General features: G+C 45.4%; 14 protein-coding genes and 1 riboswitch. Of the genes, 10 read left to right on the top strand and 4 right to left on the bottom strand.

The genetic code is table 11. The features are described from left to right. Positions 1 to 107 precede the first annotated feature (107 nt). From IRE19_RS10455 to IRE19_RS10425, 7 genes are all read left to right on the top strand, one after another. Positions 108 to 1,538: an alkaline phosphatase gene (locus tag IRE19_RS10455; protein WP_191714595.1), complete on the top strand. Its 1,431-nt coding sequence runs from the start codon at positions 108 to 110 to the stop codon at positions 1,536 to 1,538. 35 nt (positions 1,539 to 1,573) lie between these two features. After that, the gene (locus IRE19_RS10450; RefSeq protein WP_203340340.1) at positions 1,574 to 2,218 is read left to right on the top strand and encodes a hypothetical protein; all 645 of its coding nucleotides are present in this window, start codon (positions 1,574 to 1,576) and stop codon (positions 2,216 to 2,218) included. A 204-nt stretch (positions 2,219 to 2,422) separates the two neighbouring features. Next, on the top strand, positions 2,423 to 3,433 hold the full coding sequence (locus IRE19_RS10445; protein ID WP_203340339.1) for a hypothetical protein: 1,011 nt from the start codon (positions 2,423 to 2,425) through the stop codon (positions 3,431 to 3,433). Between the two features lie 315 nt (positions 3,434 to 3,748). After that, positions 3,749 to 5,185, top strand: coding sequence for a carbon starvation CstA family protein (locus IRE19_RS10440; RefSeq protein ID WP_191714598.1), 1,437 nt, complete (start codon positions 3,749 to 3,751; stop codon positions 5,183 to 5,185). Positions 5,186 to 5,313: 128 nt separating this feature from the next. Then, a complete protein-coding gene (locus IRE19_RS10435; RefSeq protein WP_203340338.1) occupies positions 5,314 to 6,561 on the top strand; it encodes a TerD family protein in 1,248 nt (415 codons plus the stop codon). A gap of 539 nt (positions 6,562 to 7,100) precedes the next feature. Next, positions 7,101 to 7,871 carry a glutamate 5-kinase gene (gene proB, locus IRE19_RS10430; RefSeq protein WP_203340337.1) on the top strand — a complete coding sequence of 257 codons (771 nt, stop codon included), beginning with the start codon at positions 7,101 to 7,103 and terminating at the stop codon, positions 7,869 to 7,871. A gap of 29 nt (positions 7,872 to 7,900) precedes the next feature. Beyond that, complete coding sequence (locus tag IRE19_RS10425; RefSeq protein WP_203340336.1) at positions 7,901 to 9,175, top strand: glutamate-5-semialdehyde dehydrogenase; 1,275 nt, start codon at positions 7,901 to 7,903, stop codon at positions 9,173 to 9,175. Between the two features lie 46 nt (positions 9,176 to 9,221). On the opposite strand, the gene IRE19_RS10420 is transcribed toward IRE19_RS10425, so the two are convergent. Together IRE19_RS10420 and mgtE are read right to left on the bottom strand one after the other, a co-directional pair. Next, on the bottom strand, positions 9,222 to 9,635 hold the full coding sequence (locus IRE19_RS10420) for a DUF4395 domain-containing protein (RefSeq protein WP_203340335.1): 414 nt from the start codon (positions 9,633 to 9,635) through the stop codon (positions 9,222 to 9,224). A 92-nt stretch (positions 9,636 to 9,727) separates the two neighbouring features. Next, positions 9,728 to 11,086: a magnesium transporter gene (mgtE, locus tag IRE19_RS10415; protein WP_203340334.1), complete on the bottom strand. Its 1,359-nt coding sequence runs from the start codon at positions 11,084 to 11,086 to the stop codon at positions 9,728 to 9,730. A gap of 124 nt (positions 11,087 to 11,210) precedes the next feature. Next, a riboswitch (cyclic di-GMP riboswitch) is annotated at positions 11,211 to 11,298 on the top strand. Between the two features lie 46 nt (positions 11,299 to 11,344). On the opposite strand from mgtE, the gene IRE19_RS10410 reads away from it, so the two are divergent. The 3 genes from IRE19_RS10410 (at position 11,345) to IRE19_RS10400 (ending at position 14,893) form a co-directional block, all read left to right on the top strand. Continuing rightward, positions 11,345 to 12,214 carry an amidase gene (locus IRE19_RS10410; protein ID WP_203340333.1) on the top strand — a complete coding sequence of 290 codons (870 nt, stop codon included), beginning with the start codon at positions 11,345 to 11,347 and terminating at the stop codon, positions 12,212 to 12,214. 196 nt (positions 12,215 to 12,410) lie between these two features. Next, on the top strand, positions 12,411 to 13,457 hold the full coding sequence (locus tag IRE19_RS10405) for a HEAT repeat domain-containing protein (RefSeq protein ID WP_203340332.1): 1,047 nt from the start codon (positions 12,411 to 12,413) through the stop codon (positions 13,455 to 13,457). Beyond that, positions 13,454 to 14,893, top strand: a complete 1,440-nt coding sequence (locus tag IRE19_RS10400) for a glycosyltransferase family 2 protein (protein ID WP_203340331.1) — start codon at positions 13,454 to 13,456, stop codon at positions 14,891 to 14,893. Before IRE19_RS10405 ends, IRE19_RS10400 begins: the two co-directional genes overlap by 4 nt. A 434-nt stretch (positions 14,894 to 15,327) precedes the next feature. Here the strand turns inward: IRE19_RS10400 and IRE19_RS10395 are convergent, their stop codons facing one another. Both IRE19_RS10395 and IRE19_RS10390 read right to left on the bottom strand, forming a co-directional pair. Further along, positions 15,328 to 18,528 (bottom strand): hypothetical protein, encoded by a 3,201-nt coding sequence (locus IRE19_RS10395; protein WP_203340330.1) that lies wholly within the window; start codon positions 18,526 to 18,528, stop codon positions 15,328 to 15,330. Between the two features lie 134 nt (positions 18,529 to 18,662). After that, positions 18,663 to 19,199, bottom strand: coding sequence for a 1,2-dihydroxy-3-keto-5-methylthiopentene dioxygenase (locus tag IRE19_RS10390; protein ID WP_203340329.1), 537 nt, complete (start codon positions 19,197 to 19,199; stop codon positions 18,663 to 18,665). Positions 19,200 to 19,213: the final 14 nt, after the last annotated feature.

Here is a 19,213-nt window from a genome sequence, read left to right as displayed (position 1 = left end):
TAAATGCCTATTTTGGGGAATTTACAGAAGCTAAACATGAGCTTCATGAAGGCTTAATATTCAGACCCTACACTGAACTTGTTCATCAAATGACTGGAGGGAAAAAAATGATACATAGAAACTTGAAGATGAAAGTACTTCCGATTGCTTTAGCTTCAGCAGTAGCTTTAACAGGAGTAAGCTCCTTCTCGTTATCAGCAGAAGCGCATGGCCCCGGCAACAATCAAGGAAAAGCTCCCGAGCACAGTCAAGGGAAGGGCAAAGGCGGCCATAAAAAAGATAAAGTAAAAAACGTCATTTTCCTGATCGGTGATGGTGTTGGGACATCGTATACATCTGCTCACCGGTATTTGAATGACGATCCTTCTACTAAGATGGTCGAAGCTATGTCGTTTGATCCGTATTTGGTTGGACAGCAATCGACTTATCCGGAAGACCCGGCGCAAAATATCACCGATTCGGCTTCAGCTGCAACCGCCATGTCTGCCGGCATCAAAACGTATAACAACGCCATTGCTGTCGATAACGATGAGAGTGAAGTGAAAACAGTCCTCGAGGCAGCCAAAGAAAAAGGCAAAGCGACAGGATTGGTTGCAACTTCTGAAATCACGCACGCCACACCGGCATCATTCGGTGCACATGATATTGCCCGGAAAAACATGAACGCCATTGCCGACGATTATTACGATGAATTGATCAATGGCGAGCATAAAGTCGATGTATTGCTGGGTGGAGGCGTCGATTTATTCGATCGTCCGGACCGTAACCTTACGGAAGAGTTCCAGAAAGACGGCTATAGCTACGTGACAGACCGCGACGAATTGCTGAGCAACGATGCAGAGCAGGTACTTGGGTTGTTTGCGCCGGCTGGCCTTCCGAAACTGATTGACCGTGATGACAGCACGCCATCATTGGCGGAAATGACAACGTCTGCAATCGACCGATTGTCTGAAGATGAAGACGGCTTCTTCCTGATGGTCGAGGGAAGCCAAGTGGATTGGGCAGGGCATGACAATGACATTGTGGCTGCTATGAGTGAGATGGAAGACTATGATCGAGCATTCCAGGAAGCGATCAAATTTGCTGAAGAAGACGGCAATACATTGGTCGTCGCGACTGCCGACCATTCGACTGGCGGCTTCTCCATTGGCGCAGACGGCATCTACAACTGGTTCGCTGAGCCGATCAAAGCAGCAAAGCGCACTCCGGATTTCATGGCTGAACAAATCGTCAGCGGAGCGGATGCAGAAGCAACTTTAAAGGAGTTTATCGACCTTGAACTGACAACTGATGAAATTGCTGCTGTGAAAAAAGCAGCGGCTGGCGGCAAGTATACGGATGTCGACAATGCCATTGAAAAGATTTTCGATAAGCGCTCGCATACCGGCTGGACAACTGGCGGCCACACTGGGGAAGATGTTCCGGTTTATGCATACGGGCCCGCAAGCGATAAATTTGCTGGACAGCTCGACAATACCGATCACGCAAAAATCATCTTTGATTTGCTGAAAGCCAAAGTGGAGATCAACGATAAATAATGTTCTTGAAATAAAGGATGGAATGGGGAACTGACATGAAAAAAACCGTTTATTTATTGGCGCTCTCCGCGCTATTGCTGGGAGGATGTTCAGAATCGGATGATTCGACAATGATCGCTTCGGCAGCCGATCAGACAAACGATATTCCGGGTTATTATGATGGTTATGTTCTGAGCCCGCAGGTGACAGATGACCGTCTGCTGCAGGAAACCGGCCAAAACAAGCGGGATGCCAAAGGAGAGGCAACAGTGAAGGCGGTGAACATGGACAGTGAAACCTATAAGGCGGGTCCGGTGGAGCTGATTGTGGCAGAATCGAAAATCCTTCAGCTCGAACCGGATTATAGCCTGATTGATTTTTTTCATTCCTATACACATGAACAGGAATTTGAAGTCATGAAGATGTTTGTGGAAATCACCAATACCTCCGATGAACCTATTCATTTTGCACCGGTAGCGTTACTCGAAACTGCTGAAGAAGAATTGAAGCTGTGGGAAGATGATATTTATCTGGAAGAATTGAATGGTGAATTGGCTCCAGGTGAAACCAAGACAGGAAATGTCGGATTTATTATCGAAAAAGGTGGAATTGAATCGATAAATATCACCACCAGTGATGTCTTCGACAGTAAGGACAAACAAATCGCCAAAGCAGTAGAATTCAATACGCAGTTCGAATAATGGCGGGTTTTTGTAAAGTTTTTTTAGCAGAAAAAAAAGCAATTATTAAAGTTTGACAGGCTCTATTCCAGAGCCTGTTTTTCTATTTTTAAAATTGACGGAAAATAAAGAAAATATGTTTTTAAACAGATTGGAACAGTGTATGATAGAAGCAATTAAAACGGACGGAATAGGAAATTTCTTTACTAAAAGGAGAGGTTCGCCATGAAGCTGGTGGAACTGTATATCAGGGAAGTAACAAGAAGGCTGCCGGAAAAAAAACGTGCTGAAGTTGAAGAAGAGCTGCGGACTACTATTGCGGAGAAGCTGCCGGTTGACTACATGGAACAGGATGTGAAAAATGTGCTTGCCGAATTGGGCCATCCAGCAGTTTTGGCGAGCCGCTATGCGGATCGGCCCATGTATTTGATCGGTCCAAGGTATTATGATCTTTATCTTCAGCTGTTGAAGCTTGTCTTGCCGATTGCTATCACTGTAACGACCATTGTCATTTTGATTGTCACGATTGTTTCAGGGGCAGGAGAGGAACCGGTCTTCACCATCATCGGAGAATTGATTGGACGAATCATTTCGGGAATCATCAATGCAGTGGTTCAAGCGGTCTTTTGGCTGACACTGGTTTTGGCATTTGTGGAACGCGCAGAGCATTCGAAATCGCAAAGGCCGTTGGGATTGAATTTTGAAGAATGGACACCGGATGACTTAAGGGAATTCCCAGAGCGTCCGCACATTTCCAAAGAAAAACAAATTCCCCGAAGCCAAATATTCGGCAGCTTGATTTGGACGGCTATTTGGACGACCGTTTATTTTAATGCAGATAAGCTGCTTGGAATTTATCAGCAAGGGCGGCAAGGCGGACTGGAATTTACCACACCCATCTTCAATCAGGCTGTTCTTGTTTCCTATTGGCCCCTGATCATCCTGGTCGTCGTACTGGAAATCACTTTGGCAGTCTATCAATGGCGGGCTGTACAATGGACCAATAAACTGGCACTGTTCAACGCGTTTGTCCAAACGACTTCCGTATTGGTATTTGTTCTGGTATTCACCAATTCCAATTTAGTCAATGAAGCATTCCGCCAATGGCTTACTGACCTCTTTGGCGGGACGGCCTTCCTTAATTGGCTTATTGGCAGTATTTTAGTGGTGGTCATCATTTCTTCTGCTATAGATGCCATTCAAGGCATCCGAAAAGCCAGGATTCGTTCGCGATAGCAGTGGGCTGCACTGAATTCAACCACAAGGAAATCAACGATGGCGCAGGGAACTTTTCCCTGCGTTTTTTTGATTGAACAACCAACGATTTTAATAAAGACATAATGATTTTATAAGCGCATTCTTTAATATACTATTCAATCCTTATGAAAATATTCCTAGTAACCGCCGATAAATAAGGGGATGTAAATTATTTTAATGAAAAATAGTTATTTTACAGTAAATTTGTTTTTTTCTAAATATTATGTTTATATATTTAAAAAACATGGTATCATAATTTATGCTTTTAACCACGACATCAGGAGGAACGTTCATATGATTACATTTTTTGCTGCTTTGGCATTACTTATTTTAGGATATGTTTTTTATTCGAAATTTATTGAGCGTGTTTTTGGCGTCGATGACAATACACCAACTCCGGCCTATGCCAAAACAGACAAGCTGGATTATATGCCAATGAGCTGGTGGAAAGGCAATCTGATCCAACTATTGAATATCGCTGGCCTTGGCCCGATTTATGGAGCAGTTGCCGGAGCGTTATATGGTCCAGTCGCTTTTGTCTGGATTGTGCTTGGCTCTATTTTCGCAGGAGGCGTGCATGATTACTTTTCGGGCGTCATGTCCATGCGCCATGGCGGCGCCCAATTTCCGACATTGGTAGGGAAATACCTGGGTAAGAACGCCAAAGTATTTATCAATGGCCTGTCTTTAGTTTTGATGCTGCTGGTGACTGCAGCGTTTACTGCAGGACCTGCTCAGTTGATTGCCCAAATTACGCCAATTAACTTTATGACTGCTTTAATCATCATTTTCTTCTACTTTATCCTGGCAACGATTTTGCCGATAAATAAAATAATTGGCCGTATTTACCCCCTGTTGGGCGCCATTTTATTGTTTATGGCGGTAGCTGTAGCGGTAGCATTGGTCTTCTCGGGAAAACCGATGCCAAACTTGACATTTGCCAACTTGCATCCGGGTGATCTGCCGATTTGGCCATTGTTGATGGTGACCATTTCGTGTGGCGCCATTTCAGGATTCCACTCTACACAAAGCCCGATCATTGCACGCACGATGAAAAAAGAAACCGATGGCCGAAAGATTTTTTATGGTGCTATGATCATTGAGGGAGTTATCGCCTTAATATGGGCAGCAGCGGGCATGACATTCTTCAATGGTACGGAAGGCTTGGGAGCAGCGCTTGCTGCTGGAGGGCCATCAGGCGTTGTCAACGAAATCTCCATTTCCCTATTGGGTACGATGGGTGGACTGCTGGCGATTTTCGGTGTCATCATCCTGCCTGTAACGACTGGTGATACGGCGCTACGGTCTTCACGAATGATCTTGACGGACATCCTTTCGAAATTTGTAAACATGGAAGGAAAAGTGAAGGTCCTGCTGGTGACGATTCCACTGGCGATTCCAACCTTCTATATGGCAACAATCGATTATACTTTCTTGTGGAGATATGTCGGCTGGACGAACCAGCTGGTGGCGACATTCATGTTATGGACAGCTGCAGTTTATCTGATGAAGAACTATAAGTTCCACTGGGTGGCTGGAGTTCCTGCCATGTTCATGACTGCCGTAGTCTCCATGTACATCTTCTATGCACCGGAAGGGTTGAACATGGACTATCAGATTTCCGCCATTATCGGTGCTTGTATCACTTTGGTTGTGCTGTTATGGTATGTGGCACAAATTATTAAATACAGAAGCTTGAAACAGCTAGAGGCGGATTATCGCCCACTGTAAACAAAACTCCCACAGGGCCTGGCTCTGTGGGGGTTTTTTTCTGTCTATAAGGGAATCATGTGAACATAGAATTTATTTACAGTATAGTAAAATAAGAAGTATTTTTGATATTCAAGGAGGAGAAATGGATGGTTGCATTGATAAAAGGACAAAAAGTGGATTTAACGAAAACACATCCAGGCTTGAAGAATTTAAAGATTGGATTAGGATGGGATGTCAGCCAAACGGCTTCATCGGTTGATCTGGATGCAGTAGCGCTGCTCGTGGATGCGGAAGGCAAAGTCGCTGGAAAAGAACATCTGATTTATTATAATAACCTGTCGGACAAAGCCTCTTCGGTCAAACTGACAAACGATAATCAGACAGGAGCTGGGGATGCAGACGACGAACAAATCACTGTCCAATTGGATAAAGTTCCGAGCGGAATCAAGAAAATTGCCGTAGCGATCAACATTTATGAAGGAGCGGCTAAAAAACAGGATTTTGGACAGGTGGCAAATGCATATGTCCGGATTGAAGACGCCGACAGCAAAAAAGAATTGTGCCGCTACGATTTGGGCAAGGACTTCAACCAGGACCTGACGTTGTTGACAGGAGAAGTGTATTTGCATAATGGAGAATGGAAGTTTTCCGCGATTGGGCAAAGTGTTTCCGGTGATCTCCGGGAACTGTGCAGGCAATTCAATCTGGAGCTGCCAGCGGAAGCATTCATGAAAAAGGCTCAAGCTGTGAAAACGGAGACACCGAGCCCCAAATCTGCTCCGGTGAACTTAAGAAAAGTGGAGCTTAAAAAGACCGGGGACAAAATCAATTTGAACAAAACCGAATCGCCTTTAGGTGAAATAGTGGTGAATTTAAATTGGACGCAAAAAACGGGCGGAGGATTTTTGTCATCGGTTCTCAACGCCGGCAAATCAGTGGATTTGGATTTGGGCTGCCTGTTTGAGTTGGAGGATGGTTCCAAGGGTGCCGTCCAGGCGTTAGGCAATGCTTTTGGAAACTTGAAGCAACATCCCTATATCGCGCTTGACCACGACGATCGGACAGGTACGTCCAAAAGTGGAGAAAACCTTCGCATTAATGGAGATCAGCTCAAGAAATTCAAACGTATACTGGTTTATGCTTTTATCTATGAAGGAGCGGCGAATTGGGCAGAAGTGGACGGGGTAGTGACTTTGAAGCAAAAAAATGGCCCGGACGTCGAAGTCCGCTTGGATGAACACCGCAAAGGCAAGCGAATGTGCGCCATCGCTTTGATCGAAAATGAAAAAAATCAAACCTTGAGCGTCAAGAAAGTGGTCGAGTATTTTGCAGGCCACAGGGAAGTAGACAAAGCTTTCAATTGGGGCATGACCTGGAGCGCAGGATCTAAATAAAAAGAGCATGGAACCATTCCATGCTTTTTTGTTTTGGCCGAAATTGTTCTGATTTGTCGGACTGATTACGCGTTAATTTAAATAATTGCTTGTTGAATCCTGCTGTAAAAAGATCGGTGAAACCTTGTTTAAACTCCCTGCTTGTCTTTCAGTCGGCCGTTCCGTCAAAAGTGCCGTTTGCGGATGGTGGGATTTGTGATAGACTGGCATTTCAACTTAAAATTAAAATTTTCAATTTAGTTTGAATAAATAATCCTTTTGAGTCCTTAAAGCTTGTTGCATAAGGAAATAAGAGATTTATACTTTCATTAAAGTGAATAAATATTCAATTTTATTGCATATTTAGATTGAAGAAATGTATTTATAGAGGAAAAAACATTTTATAATATTGACTTAAAATGCAAAACAGTGCATAATAACTCTATTAAATAGATTCGGGAAAGAAATGTTGGAAACAATGTCACGGAGGCAAGATTCTTCCGTTTTTAGATGAAATGGAAGAATTTTTTTTATTTATCAAAATCGGGTGGTGACTGCACGTGGAGAAGAAAAGAATTGTTGTGAAGATTGGCAGCAGTTCATTGACAGATGAACGTGGCAAGCTGTCGATTGAAAAATTGCGTGAGCACGTGGATGCGCTGGCTCGCTTAAAAGAATATGGGCACGAAGTCATTCTAATATCGTCGGGAGCAGTTGCGGCAGGGTGCACAAGCATGGGTTATTTATCGCGCCCTGATACGGTGGTCGATAAGCAATCAGCCGCCGCGGTCGGACAAAGCCTGTTGTTGCAGGCTTATGCTGATGAATGCAAAAAACATGAGATCGTGGCAGCTCAGCTGTTATTGACGAAAGATTTGTATAAAAACGCCAATGCGACCATTTCAAAATTACTGGAAAGAAACGTCATGCCGATTATCAATGAAAATGACTCTGTTTCTGTAAAAGAGCTGACATTTGGAGACAATGATATGCTGTCGGCATTGGTCAGCGGGCTTGTCCATGCGGACTTCCTGGTGATTCTGACAGATATTAACGGCATTTATCAAGACAACCCAAGAACCAACCCACAGGCCCAAAAATACCTCCATCTTCAGGAAATCCCCGATGAATTAGTGGAAGCGACATCCTCGGAAGGCTCTGAAGTCGGAACAGGGGGCATGAAGTCAAAAGTTGAAGCCGCAAGAACGGCTTTGGCTTTAGGTGTCCAAGTGTTCATCGGTTCCGGGACAGGCAGCGAAAAATTAGTCGATATTTTCCAGGGCAGAGGCGACGGAACCTATATCGGTGTGAAAACAGAACTGAGTGTTTAAGCAAGGGGAAATCGAAAGGGGCATCAGGAATGACCGAACTTCTACAGGAACAGCAAACTGAAAGCGAACTTCTCCAAAAGGCTAAGCAAGCGAAACAAGCTGCAGCCACATTGGCGAAATTGACGACCAAGCAAAAAAATAACGCCTTGCGTTTGATTTCAGCTCAATTGCTGGAAGAACAGGCCTATATCTTGGAAGAAAACAGCAAGGATGTTGAACAAGGACGCCAAAACGGAATGAGTGATTCCTTGGTCGACCGTCTTCAACTGGATCAATCCCGCTTGAAAGACATGGCGGATGCGCTGGTTCAATTGACAAAGCTGGCAGATCCCGTAGGAGAAGTGTTGGAAAAATGGGAACGGCCAAACGGTTTGACGATGTCTAAAATCCGTGTGCCTTTAGGCGTTGTCGGAATGATTTATGAAGCGCGTCCGAATGTCACAGTCGATGCGTCCAGCTTATGCCTGAAAACCGGGAATTCCGTCGTGCTGCGCGGCAGCTCCACAGCAATCCACTCCAATAAAGCCATTGTTGCCGTTATTCATCGGGCACTCCAGAAAAGTGAAGTTCCAGTCGAATCCGTGCAATTATTGGAAGATACGAGCAGAGAAGCAGCTTCCCATATGTTTAAATTGAATCAATATCTGGATGTCCTCATCCCGCGAGGCGGTGCAAAACTCATTCAGACGGTCGTCCAAAACTCCACGGTTCCCGTCTTGGAAACAGGTGCAGGAAACTGCCATATATATATTGATGAGACAGCGGATGTAAAAATGGCGATTGAGATTGCGTTGAACGCCAAAACGCAGCGCCCTTCAGTGTGCAACTCCTGCGAAAGCATTTTGGTCCACAAAACTTGGGCAGACAAGCATTTAGCGGAGTTGTTGTCCGCTTTGCAGGACAAGCAGGTTGAAATCCATGGGGATGAGTCTATCCAACAACTCTCTCCTACGGTCATACCTGCAGAAAATGCAGATTGGGGAACGGAATACTTGGGACTGGAAGTGGCAATGAAAACGGTCACTGGTGTGGAAGAAGCGATTCAGCACATCAATACTTACGGAACCAAGCATTCTGAAGCGATCATTTCTTCCAATTCTGCGAACGTCGATCAATTCTTCATGGAAATTGATGCAGCAGCAGTCTACCATAACGCTTCTACGCGCTTCACAGACGGCTTCGAATTTGGGTTTGGTGCCGAGATTGGCATCAGTACACAAAAGCTTCATGCGCGGGGACCTATGGGCTTGCCTGCATTAACTTCGACAAAATACATCATCCGCGGCAGTGGCCAGATAAAGTAAACCATAGAAAAAAGACCGGAGGCATTTGCTTCCGGTCTTTTTTGTGTCAGGCCTGTGCTTTTGTTCGGTTATGCTTCCACATCAGGTAACGGTAGCGGACGGTGCAGCCGATGCAATAGCCCATCAATGCAACTCCTGCTGCGAGTATGACCATGATGCTGAAGGCATAAGCAGCCAGTTGGATGCTTAAAGAGAAGAAAAGGAGTGACAGCCCCAGGCAAATCGTTGCAATCCATTGATTGAACAATTGCTGGTCTTTGTCTTCCTGCTGGTAGCTCGCTGACGGCTTTTTCAGAAAGCGGCGGCTAAAGTGGATGACAGGATTTTTCTTGGTGATCAACGTATAGGCTCCAACCGCAAACGGCAACAGCAAAATTGCTGGATGGAACAACAATGCCGCCAATACGGTGACGACGATGAAAACCTGGTTTATTTGGACAAGGGGTTTGGGAATGGTCATGAACTCTCCTCCTTCAATTAAAACTTATTATACCTAGTAAATTACTAGGAACAAACCTAATTGCTCAGAAAGAGAGGCATTCGATTCGTTTTCTACATCAGGTGTGTAATGAACAATGTAGCCATGCCAAAATAGATCAACAAGGACAAGATGTCATTGATTGTCGTGATTAGCGGACCGGAAGCCACAGCCGGGTCAATATTGAATCGATAAAGAATCAAGGGAATGATGGTTCCGGCTAAGGTGCCGATAATCAAAGTCATCAGTAGCGAACCGCCGACCACAATGCCCAGCACAAAATTGCCTTGCCATACATAAGCAATCAATAAAATGAGAACAGAGCAGATGGCTCCGATGATGATGCCGACCCATAATTCCCTGATGACCAGCTGGACGGTCTGTTTAAAATTCAGCTTCTGGGAAGCCAATCCACGGACCACAACGGACAGCGACTGCGTACCCGTATTTCCGGTCATGCCGGCAATCATCGGCATAAAGAACGTCAGCGCTACAACAGTCTGAAGCGTTTCTTCGAATCGGCTGATGATGCCGCCGGAAAACAAGCCGATAAACAATAGGAGAATCAGCCAAGGCAGACGGCGATAAGCCGCAATCAAAGCAGGCGTATTAAAGTCGATTGACTTACCGGAAGCCGACAATTTTTCAATGTCTTCATTCGCTTCCTGCATGACGACATCGATGACATCGTCCACCGTGATGACACCGGCAAGCGTATTGTCTTTTTCAACAATCGGCAACGTGACGAAATCATAGCGGCTGATCAATTGGGCGGCCTCTTCCTGGTCGGTCAGGACGTCGGCTTTGATGACACGGTTGTACATGACTTCTTCGATTTTGTCCTCAAGGTTTCCAAGAATCAAATCCTTATAAGAAAGAACGCCAAGCAGCTTTTTGTCTTCGTCCACTACATAAAGATAGTTGAGGTATTCCGCTAATTCAGCAAATTGCTTGATCTTATCGATAGCTTGCCGAATCGTGTAATGCCGTGGAATCCATACATAGCGGTTATTCATTAAGCGTCCCGCTGTTTCAGGTGGATACGTCATCGTATTGTGGACAAACCGGGAGTCGTCCTGATTGATCTGCGACAACAGCTCTTCAATGCGTTCCGGTTCCAAGTCGGCCAGCAACAAAGCCAAGTCGTCGTTGTCCATACGATCAAGGACCTTTGCCGATTTTTCTATACCCAGCTTATGAAGAATATCAATTTGTTCATTTTTCGGAAGTTCCTGCATCAGTTCCGTCAGTTGGCGGATCGTCAAATAGAGGAGGAACTTATTGCGGTGTTTGTCCGGCAAATGCCGGTACTGGATCGCCATATCATACGGCTGGAGCTCATCCAGGATGTCCTGGAATTCAATTATTTTTCCTTCTTTCATGGCCTTGATCAACGCCAATGTAATTTCGTCTTCAAGCAATGCTACAGTCATGGTGCTCACTCCTTCTATGCGGAAAATCCAGAAACTCTATTGTTGATTATTGCCTTAAATGAATGATTTGAAAAGGGGAGAAAAAAAGATAGCAGAATTGAATTAATTGACATATAATAATGAAAATCTGAAAAGGCAAACTTCACCGAAAGGGAAGGACGCAAAGCCATGAGCCTAACCGTTGAAAAACGCAAGGTTGTCAGGTTGCCTGGGTCTCGTTCTGTGAGCCACGGCCAGCAGAATGGGAGGAATAGAGACATGAAAAAACTAATGATGGTAGGTGTGTGGTTATTGTTTATGCTGACACAAACCGGTTTTCAGGCTCAAGCGGCTGAAGTGGATGTCAAAGCCACTTGGTTGTGGAATCCGTGGATGATCTACGAAGATGAAGCGGGTACGATCGCTTTTCTCGAAAGCAAAAATGTAAACAAAGTATATGTCCAGATTGATGCGGATATTCCGGCTGGTGTATACCAGAGCTTCATCGAAAAAGCTGGAGCAGCGGGCATGGCCATTTACGCGTTGGATGGAGCGCCTGACTGGGTGGCAGCAAAAGGATTTACCAAACAGGACCGGTTGATGGCTTGGCTGTCAGCCTATCAACAAAAGGCTGCCTTGACGCAGAAGTTCGCCGGTGTACATTTGGATGTAGAACCTTATTTATACAGCGGCTGGAATACCAATCGTGCAGCAACAGTCAAAGCTTATCAAGCCTTGCTGATGAAAGCCGTATCCAGCACAAACGCGTTGAACTTGCCTCTGGAGGCCGATCTTCCTTTCTGGTTCGACGAAATTCCATATAAAAACACTTACGGTAGCGGCGTACTTGCCGAATGGGTCATCGCCAATACGCACAGTGTCACGCTTATGGCTTACCGGGACTCAGCAACCATGATAACAGAACTGGTAAGAAATGAAGTGGCCTATGGAGTAAAATACGGAAAACCGGTTGTGGTGGGAGTTGAAACAGGCCAAACCGATGAAGGTGAAGCCATCTCCTTCTATGAAGAAGGCGAGGCTTTCATGAACAATGAGTTAGCTGCCGTTTCTTCTCATTATGCCTTTTCCAAAGGCTTTGGAGGAATCGCAGTTCATCACGTGGACAGCTGGAAAACGATGGCTCCGTAAAAATTAGTCCACAACGATTTCTTTATTCTTCTAACAAGGAAACAGCAGACTCAGTTTAAATAGCTGAATCTGCTGTTTTTTTCGTAGAGTTAAATCAAGTGAAATATGTTACACTATCCATAAATTATGAAATAATAAGGTTTTTAATAGAAATATTTTACTTAGAAATGGTGACTTCGAAAAAGGAGACTGGTGAATGATTGAGCTATTTATGTGGGTGGTTTTGGGTTTATTGGGAATTCAATTGCTGATTCTAGCTTTGCTGATCGGTTGGAAAAGAAGGGATTTAGCCGATGAAAGAGTGATAGAAGAAACATTAGCTACGTTACGGCCACAATTCCGAGAATATATAGAAGGTACTAGGGAAATGGAACCTGCGTTGCCGCCCGGAAAAAAACATCGTTTTAAATTGATGGAAACGATGCTGGATGAGTTTTCAGCTGAAGATTTTTCGGAAATGCAGTTTTTGAAAATTCACAGGCTAGCGGAAAAGTATTTGGCAGAGCCTTACCGCCTTATTTTGAAAAAAGGCCAATGGGCAGAGCGTGTCAATGCGCTGTATTTTATTGAAGACTTCCGGCTTTTTTCGTTGAAAGAAGATGTCTATCAGCATTTCCTGAGAATCAATAAACGTGACGAAGAGTATCGCCAGTGCATCCGCGTCTGCGCTACACTGCAGGAAGTACGGCTGATGGATGCAGCTATTGAAAACAGGAGCTTGTCATTCGGAATGATCAAAGAATTGCTGCATCGCCTGGAAGATGATTTATTGAAGGTGACAGCGGAACGGATGCAGGTTAAAGAGGATATTTCCGAGAACATGCTTAATGCTTTTATTACATTCAGCGGGGAACGCCGGATGGCCCTGTTATTTCCTTTTGTCGAACAGAAGTTGCGCGATGAACGAAAGGAAGTGCGTCTGAAAGCCATGAGCAGCCTATGCCATTACGGAAAGATGACGGATCCTTCAATTCTTCTGGAATTTTATGATTCCGAGCATTGGCAGGAACGGATGTATGCGGCAAAACTGACGGGTGCCTGCCGTTTTGAGCAGTACAAACAAAACCTGGTTGACCTGCTGTCGGACAATGTCTGGTGGGTTCGCTTTGCAGGTGCTGAGAATATAAAAGTCTTTAAAGGCGGCAATGCCATTCTTGAGCAGGTATCAATCGAACACACGGATGCCTATGCACGAGATATTGCCAAACATATGCTGACAAGAGAAGGCGGGGAGCTCGCATGAATGGAGCTGGAATTACAGTAGTCATTGAAATCATTTCCTGGGCAATAATAGCTTATATGTTGGCTGCCGGCGCGATTTACTTGATCCTTTTCTTTGTCGCTAGCCCAAAGATAAGCAAAGAGAAGAAATTGAACCGCCAGGAGCAGATAGAAGAACTGTCGATCAATAAAGATACGTACCCTATTTCTATTCTGGTCCCTGCTTACAATGAAGAAGCAGGTGTGGTCAGCACTGTCCGGTCATTGTTGAACCTGAACTACCCTCAGTATGAAATCATCGTAGTGAATGATGGTTCCACAGACAGAACCAGTGAAAAAGTGCTTGCCCAATTTGGAATGGAGCCGATTGAACTGGCGATCCGGACATATTTTAAAACAGGGGAGATCAAGCGGGCTTATCGATCGACACTTCACCCCAATCTTTTTCTAATCGAAAAAGAAAACGGCGGGAAGGCAGATGCTTTGAATGCGGGCGTCAATTTCTCGAGATATCCGTACTTTGCGGCGATTGACGGAGATTCGATTTTGGAACAGGACGCTTTGCTGAAAACCATGAAACCGATTGTGGATTCGAGTGGCCTGGTCACAGCTACAGGCGGGACTGTGAGAATCGCCAATGGCTGCAAAATAAACCGGGGTGTCATCGAACAGGTGGCATTGCCTAAGAAACCGCTGGAAATTATGCAGATTATCGAATACTTCCGCGCGTTTCTTATTGGGCGCCTCGGTTTTAGCCGGGTCAATATCCTGCTGATCATTTCAGGCGCGTTTGGCGTCTTTGAAAAAAGCCGTGTCATCAAAGTGGGTGGCTATAAAACCGATACGGTCGGGGAAGACATGGAACTCATTGTCCGATTGCACCGTTCCATCAAAGATGAAAAGTCGAAACAACGGATCGAATACATCCAGGACCCTGTTTGCTGGACAGAAGCACCCAGTACTGTGGCTTCCTTGCGGGCGCAACGGATCCGCTGGCAACGAGGTCTGGCGGAAACGCTGTGGACTCACCGGGGAATGATGTTCAATCCGAAGTACAGAGGGATTGGTTTGTTTTCGATGCCTTATTATGTGTTTATTGAATTGTTGAGCGCAGTTTTTGAAGTGATGGGATATTTTATCATTATCGGCGGCTTTGCGTTCTCCTTCATTGAAACCGATATTGCGGTAGTGATGCTGCTGGTAATGATCCTGTATGGCTCCTTGCTGTCCGCGCTTGCTGTGCTGCTGGAGGAATGGACCTATCACAAGTATCCGACCGTCAAAAGCATTCTTGTGCTTTATATTTATGCATTGACTGAGACATTCTGGTACCGCATCCTAATGAACTTTTGGCGCGTACAGGGTCTGTTCTACGCCTTCAAGAAAAAATCAGTATGGGGAGACATGGAGCGAAAAGGTGTGTTCTCTGATGAAGAAGCAGAAGAAGGAAGCCTGTAAAAGGCTTCCTTCTTTCAGCTTGTAGACAAAAGAATAGTTATATCCTTTAAAGAATAATTATTCGNGTTTGCGACGAAGCTAGCGCAGCGATGCAGGAGCATATCTTTGCCCTTCGCCGCCTTGCGCTACGGATCCTTTGATGGATTTACCAAGTTTGTTTGGATGATGTCTTCGGGATTCTGACTAGCAAGCCCTTTTCTTTGATTGAAGCTACACGCCTCCGACCGGGCTGGCCACGGAGACTCCTGTGGGACAGCGAAAGCTGAAGACCCCGCAGGAACGCAGTGACGAGGAGACTGAAGCTGAGCCCACGGAACGCGAAGTGGCCGGACCGGTTGGGGTATGCACCGCTATTCATTTTGTAAAGACTTTGTCTACAGTCTGAGAAGGAAGCCTGTAAAAGGCTTCCTTCTTTTGGTTTCTATTTAATTTTTTTAATTTTTCTCGCTGAAGGTCTTTTGAAGAATATAATAAGATTGCTTCAGCCGCTCTTCGGATTGCGGCAGCCCCCAAGTTTCCCATGAGTACCGGGCTGCTTGAGAGGCTTCAAAAGTTTCAACAGCTTTTCCGTCGCTATCGGTCAGGCTGGCGGCGATGTCCAGCCCTTTGATCGTTTCGGAGGATTCGATGCCATCTTTCCAGAGATCACCGATGAATTCGCGCTTAGCCGGATCTTTGGCGTTCAACAACATCCACGGAATACGGATTTCCATGATTCCCGTCTTCTTGTCGTAATAATAATCGTTCAAGGAATCGTAATCCTCGTGCTCAGGATTGGCGATGCCAAAACGGAAGACGCCAGTTTCATAGGCATCGAACGGGTAGGTTTCGCCTGTATCCGGGCGTACGAATTCTTTGTTCAACGCAAGGCGGACAGGGTGGAACGTGGATTCAATGTTCTGTTCTGCGGGAATCATTTTAAGGCGTTCATGGTAATCATAATAGAAGCTATCGTAATCGCCCGCTACCTGGAGCTGTGCTTTTTCCAATCCTTTCACCTTCAAGCGGAAGTCTGCCAGAAACTCTGTTTTCTCCAAGGCATCGACCGCGATGCCTTGGCCTTCACGGATGCTGAAGTAAAGGTTGAAATCCTGGTTGTCCCACCAGTTTTTATTGGCTGGGTCGAATTGAGCTTTGATGTAGACATAACGTTCGTCCGAATCCATGGTTAAGGTCCTGAGTGCTCCATCCTCTTTTTCATAAAGGGTTTCGCCCTCTGTCCAATCATCTTCACCATCCACTTTGACTTTGTGGCGATCAAAACTCAGCAAGCCAAATTGCTGCTCGTTGGTTTGGGCGTTGGACCAAAATGGACGCTCGTCCGGATTGTCATAATCCATCGTATTCCAAGTACGTTTAAACCACTCATCCTGCCAGGTGAAGACCATACCGCCCAGCATGCCTTCTTCAAGAATGTCTTCATACATATGGGTGACGATTTCCCCTTGCTGCCGTTCAGAAATGAATCCTTGATTCCAGCCGAATGGATTTTCATGAGTCATGCCGCGGGAGGCCGGAACCCCGAATTCGGCGATGACGATCGGCATGTCGTGCGAATCATTCAAGTCCTTCAAGTAACCGGCATAGTTATTGAATTCGCCGCGGTGGTCAACAAATTCAGTATAGCGTTCCTCCAGATTCAGAAAATCGGGATAGTACGGATAGACATGGTAGGAGGCGAACATGCCGACTGTATCTGTGATGCCTTTGGTCTTGATGTGATTCGGGTCGACGGTGGCCATGTCTTCCTGTTCACTCGGTTCTGCAGGCTGATCGATGTTGTCTGTCGTTACCCAGTTGGTGAAGCTGAGAGGGCGCATGCTTTGGTATTCGTCCAACTCGTAGGCGGCCAAAAAGTCCAATTGCTGTGCCAGCCAATGCTCCATTGGATTTGCCTCTTCTGTATAGACATAGGTGCCTTCAAAATCACCCAAGTCCGGATAATCCTGCTCCATTTGATCGACTGTTAAAGGAAACCACTCAATGCCAATCATCCAACCGATGACGTAGGGAGAAATATCAGACTTGTAAGTTCCGTAAGCGTGGCCCGGTTCCTGTTCAACCACAGCATCGCCGTGGATCACATCGACAATTTTCTCGACTTCAGTTTGAAACCGTTCTGTGATTTCAGGAGTAAAAGCGTCCAATGTCTCCACCAGCGGCTCTTCGTCAATCCAAACCCCGTGATACAAGTAAAGCGGCTCGTCAGCGCTGGCATTGTAAGCAGCGAATGCTTCGTAGAAAGCCGGCGGATGGAGCGTATAGACACGGATTGCATTGGCATTCATCTCGCCGATTGCCTTGAACCACCGGTCGTATTCTTCGCGGGTGATGGCCGCTTCTCCTGGAAACGTTCCGGGTTTGGCCATTCCCATATTGACGCCTTTAATAGTGAAGGGCTGCCACTCGCCATCCTCATAAACTTCAAACGCTTGCCCATTAATGCGGGAAGGATATGCGATCCCCTCTTTCGTGGCCGCAGTAGCTTTAACTGTTTCAACTTGTTTTTTCTTCTGTTCTGCATTCGCCAAAATCGTTTCCATCATAGGTACGTAAGTCTGCCAATAAAAACTCTTTTCGCCATCAAGCGATTCCATGGAAAGGAATGAACGCAGCTTCGAGAATCCTGAATAGCGGTAGAAGTTTGGCGTGTCATCCATATCGACAAAATCCCCTGCAAAGTAATAAAGATCCGCTCCGTGTTTCGATTGATGAAAGACAGCTGGAAAATCCAACGGAATATCTGCTGCTTTCAATTTGTCGCTGCCTTTAGTTTCCAGGTTCCATTGGTAGTCTGCTAAGACCTCGGTGCCTGACTGCGCTTGGTTGATGTCAAACCAATAATCAAAAGAAGGGCTTTCCTTCAACTCGAATTGAGCTGTACCTTGTTCAGTGAATGCAAGGCGAAGCCCGTCAGTACCGACTTCTCCAGCATCTTCAGAAAGAACCACGATTTCACCTTCAGCATCATTGACCAAGACAAATCCGGCCCCTTCAAAATTCCATTCTGCATCATTTCTTTCATAGTTCTCAATAATCCATTGAGGTACTTCGCCGTCAGTAGAATGGAGATCCGCAAAGTGGCGCCCACTCCAGCCGCTCCATTCCAATCCCAGGAATTCGTTCATGTCCTGTGTGACTTCTTCCGTAGTTGGGGAGGCGAAGGTATTGAATTCTACAACCAAGTCCGTGCCTTGGGACTGCACCTGCTTTTTGATGGTTTGCCATTCAGCCATTTCAAGCCCGCCGGAAAGCATGGATGAAGTGCCCGGCTTTTTCTCTGCAGACTGCCAAGGAAGATCTTCTTCATAGACTCCATAAGAATCCGCTAAATAAATCAAGTCCGTTCCAGATAGATCTTGAGGCAACTCACGGATTGTATAGCTTTCCGCTTGTTCATCCGGAACAAAGCCGTAATAATCGGACTCTGCCTGATAGGGCTCTTGGGATTCTGTTACATAGCGATGGTGATTCAACAGCCAGGTCAGTCCTTTATGTTCCCGATAGCTATCAGTCGGAACTGTTTTATCGAGTATAGCTATGTTTACTATTTTTTCTTCTTTAAAGAACCAGACAAGGACGGGCAGCAAAAGCAGAATAATAATTGCTGATATAGATAGAAGCGTTTTCTTCATACATATCACTCATTTCTATTTACAAAATATAACTCAAAAGACATTATAGCTTAAAAGACATTAAAAATAGAAAAAAATTACCTGTTTTTCAAAATAAAAAAGACTCGATTACTCGAGTCTTTTTGAAAAAATTATTAGCTTTGTACACTGCTTTCTTCCTGGTAAACCGGTACCCATCCTTCAGTCGTTACAAATATGCGGATAGCTACGACTTTGCGGTCGTCAGCAAGTGTAAAGTAATGGGTGATGTTTTCAGGAACCGAGATCAAGTCGCCTGGCGTCAGGTGAACTTCAAAAAAACGTTCGTCTTTTCCTTGGATGATGAACACGCCGTGTCCGCTGACGATGTAACGGACTTCGTCATCTGTATGAATATGCTTGCGCTGGAAGTTTTTCAGCAGCTCATCCAATTTCGGATTAGAGTCAGACAGGGAAATGATATCCGCTGCCTGGTAGCCGCGGCGCTCGGAGATATCATCGATTTCTGTTTTGAACGCCTGAAGGATTTCGTCCTTGTCAGCATCGCTCAAATCAAATTTCTCGCGCAGGTTCTCGGGCAGTTTAGTGTTGTCCCAATGCTCATACACAACTTCCTGCTGCTCCAGAAATGCCGCTACTTCGTTTTGTGCCTCGATTGTTTCGTTTGTTCCTTGAATTTTAATGATCGCCATTTAAATCTTCCTCT

Origin of the sequence: Planococcus beijingensis (genome assembly GCF_016820615.1) — a bacterium.
In the GTDB taxonomy this organism is placed as follows: Bacteria; Bacillota; Bacilli; order Bacillales_A; family Planococcaceae; genus Planococcus; species Planococcus notacanthi.
This window is presented reverse-complemented; position numbering and strand designations above follow the sequence as displayed.

What these genes read in the sequence shown, in the direction of transcription:
- IRE19_RS10420 (WP_203340335.1), bottom strand. Translation starts at nt 9,635, where the DNA reads ATGACCATTCCCAAACCCCTTGTCCAAATAAACCAGGTTTTCATCGTC.
- IRE19_RS10440 (WP_191714598.1), top strand. Translation starts at nt 3,749, where the DNA reads ATGATTACATTTTTTGCTGCTTTGGCATTACTTATTTTAGGATATGTT.
- IRE19_RS10390 (WP_203340329.1), bottom strand. Translation starts at nt 19,199, where the DNA reads ATGGCGATCATTAAAATTCAAGGAACAAACGAAACAATCGAGGCACAA.
- IRE19_RS10410 (WP_203340333.1), top strand. Translation starts at nt 11,345, where the DNA reads ATGAAAAAACTAATGATGGTAGGTGTGTGGTTATTGTTTATGCTGACA.
- IRE19_RS10455 (WP_191714595.1), top strand. Translation starts at nt 108, where the DNA reads ATGATACATAGAAACTTGAAGATGAAAGTACTTCCGATTGCTTTAGCT.
- IRE19_RS10400 (WP_203340331.1), top strand. Translation starts at nt 13,454, where the DNA reads ATGAATGGAGCTGGAATTACAGTAGTCATTGAAATCATTTCCTGGGCA.
- IRE19_RS10445 (WP_203340339.1), top strand. Translation starts at nt 2,423, where the DNA reads ATGAAGCTGGTGGAACTGTATATCAGGGAAGTAACAAGAAGGCTGCCG.
- IRE19_RS10405 (WP_203340332.1), top strand. Translation starts at nt 12,411, where the DNA reads ATGATTGAGCTATTTATGTGGGTGGTTTTGGGTTTATTGGGAATTCAA.
- mgtE (WP_203340334.1), bottom strand. Translation starts at nt 11,086, where the DNA reads ATGACTGTAGCATTGCTTGAAGACGAAATTACATTGGCGTTGATCAAG.
- IRE19_RS10395 (WP_203340330.1), bottom strand. Translation starts at nt 18,528, where the DNA reads ATGAAGAAAACGCTTCTATCTATATCAGCAATTATTATTCTGCTTTTG.
- IRE19_RS10425 (WP_203340336.1), top strand. Translation starts at nt 7,901, where the DNA reads ATGACCGAACTTCTACAGGAACAGCAAACTGAAAGCGAACTTCTCCAA.
- IRE19_RS10450 (WP_203340340.1), top strand. Translation starts at nt 1,574, where the DNA reads ATGAAAAAAACCGTTTATTTATTGGCGCTCTCCGCGCTATTGCTGGGA.
- IRE19_RS10435 (WP_203340338.1), top strand. Translation starts at nt 5,314, where the DNA reads ATGGTTGCATTGATAAAAGGACAAAAAGTGGATTTAACGAAAACACAT.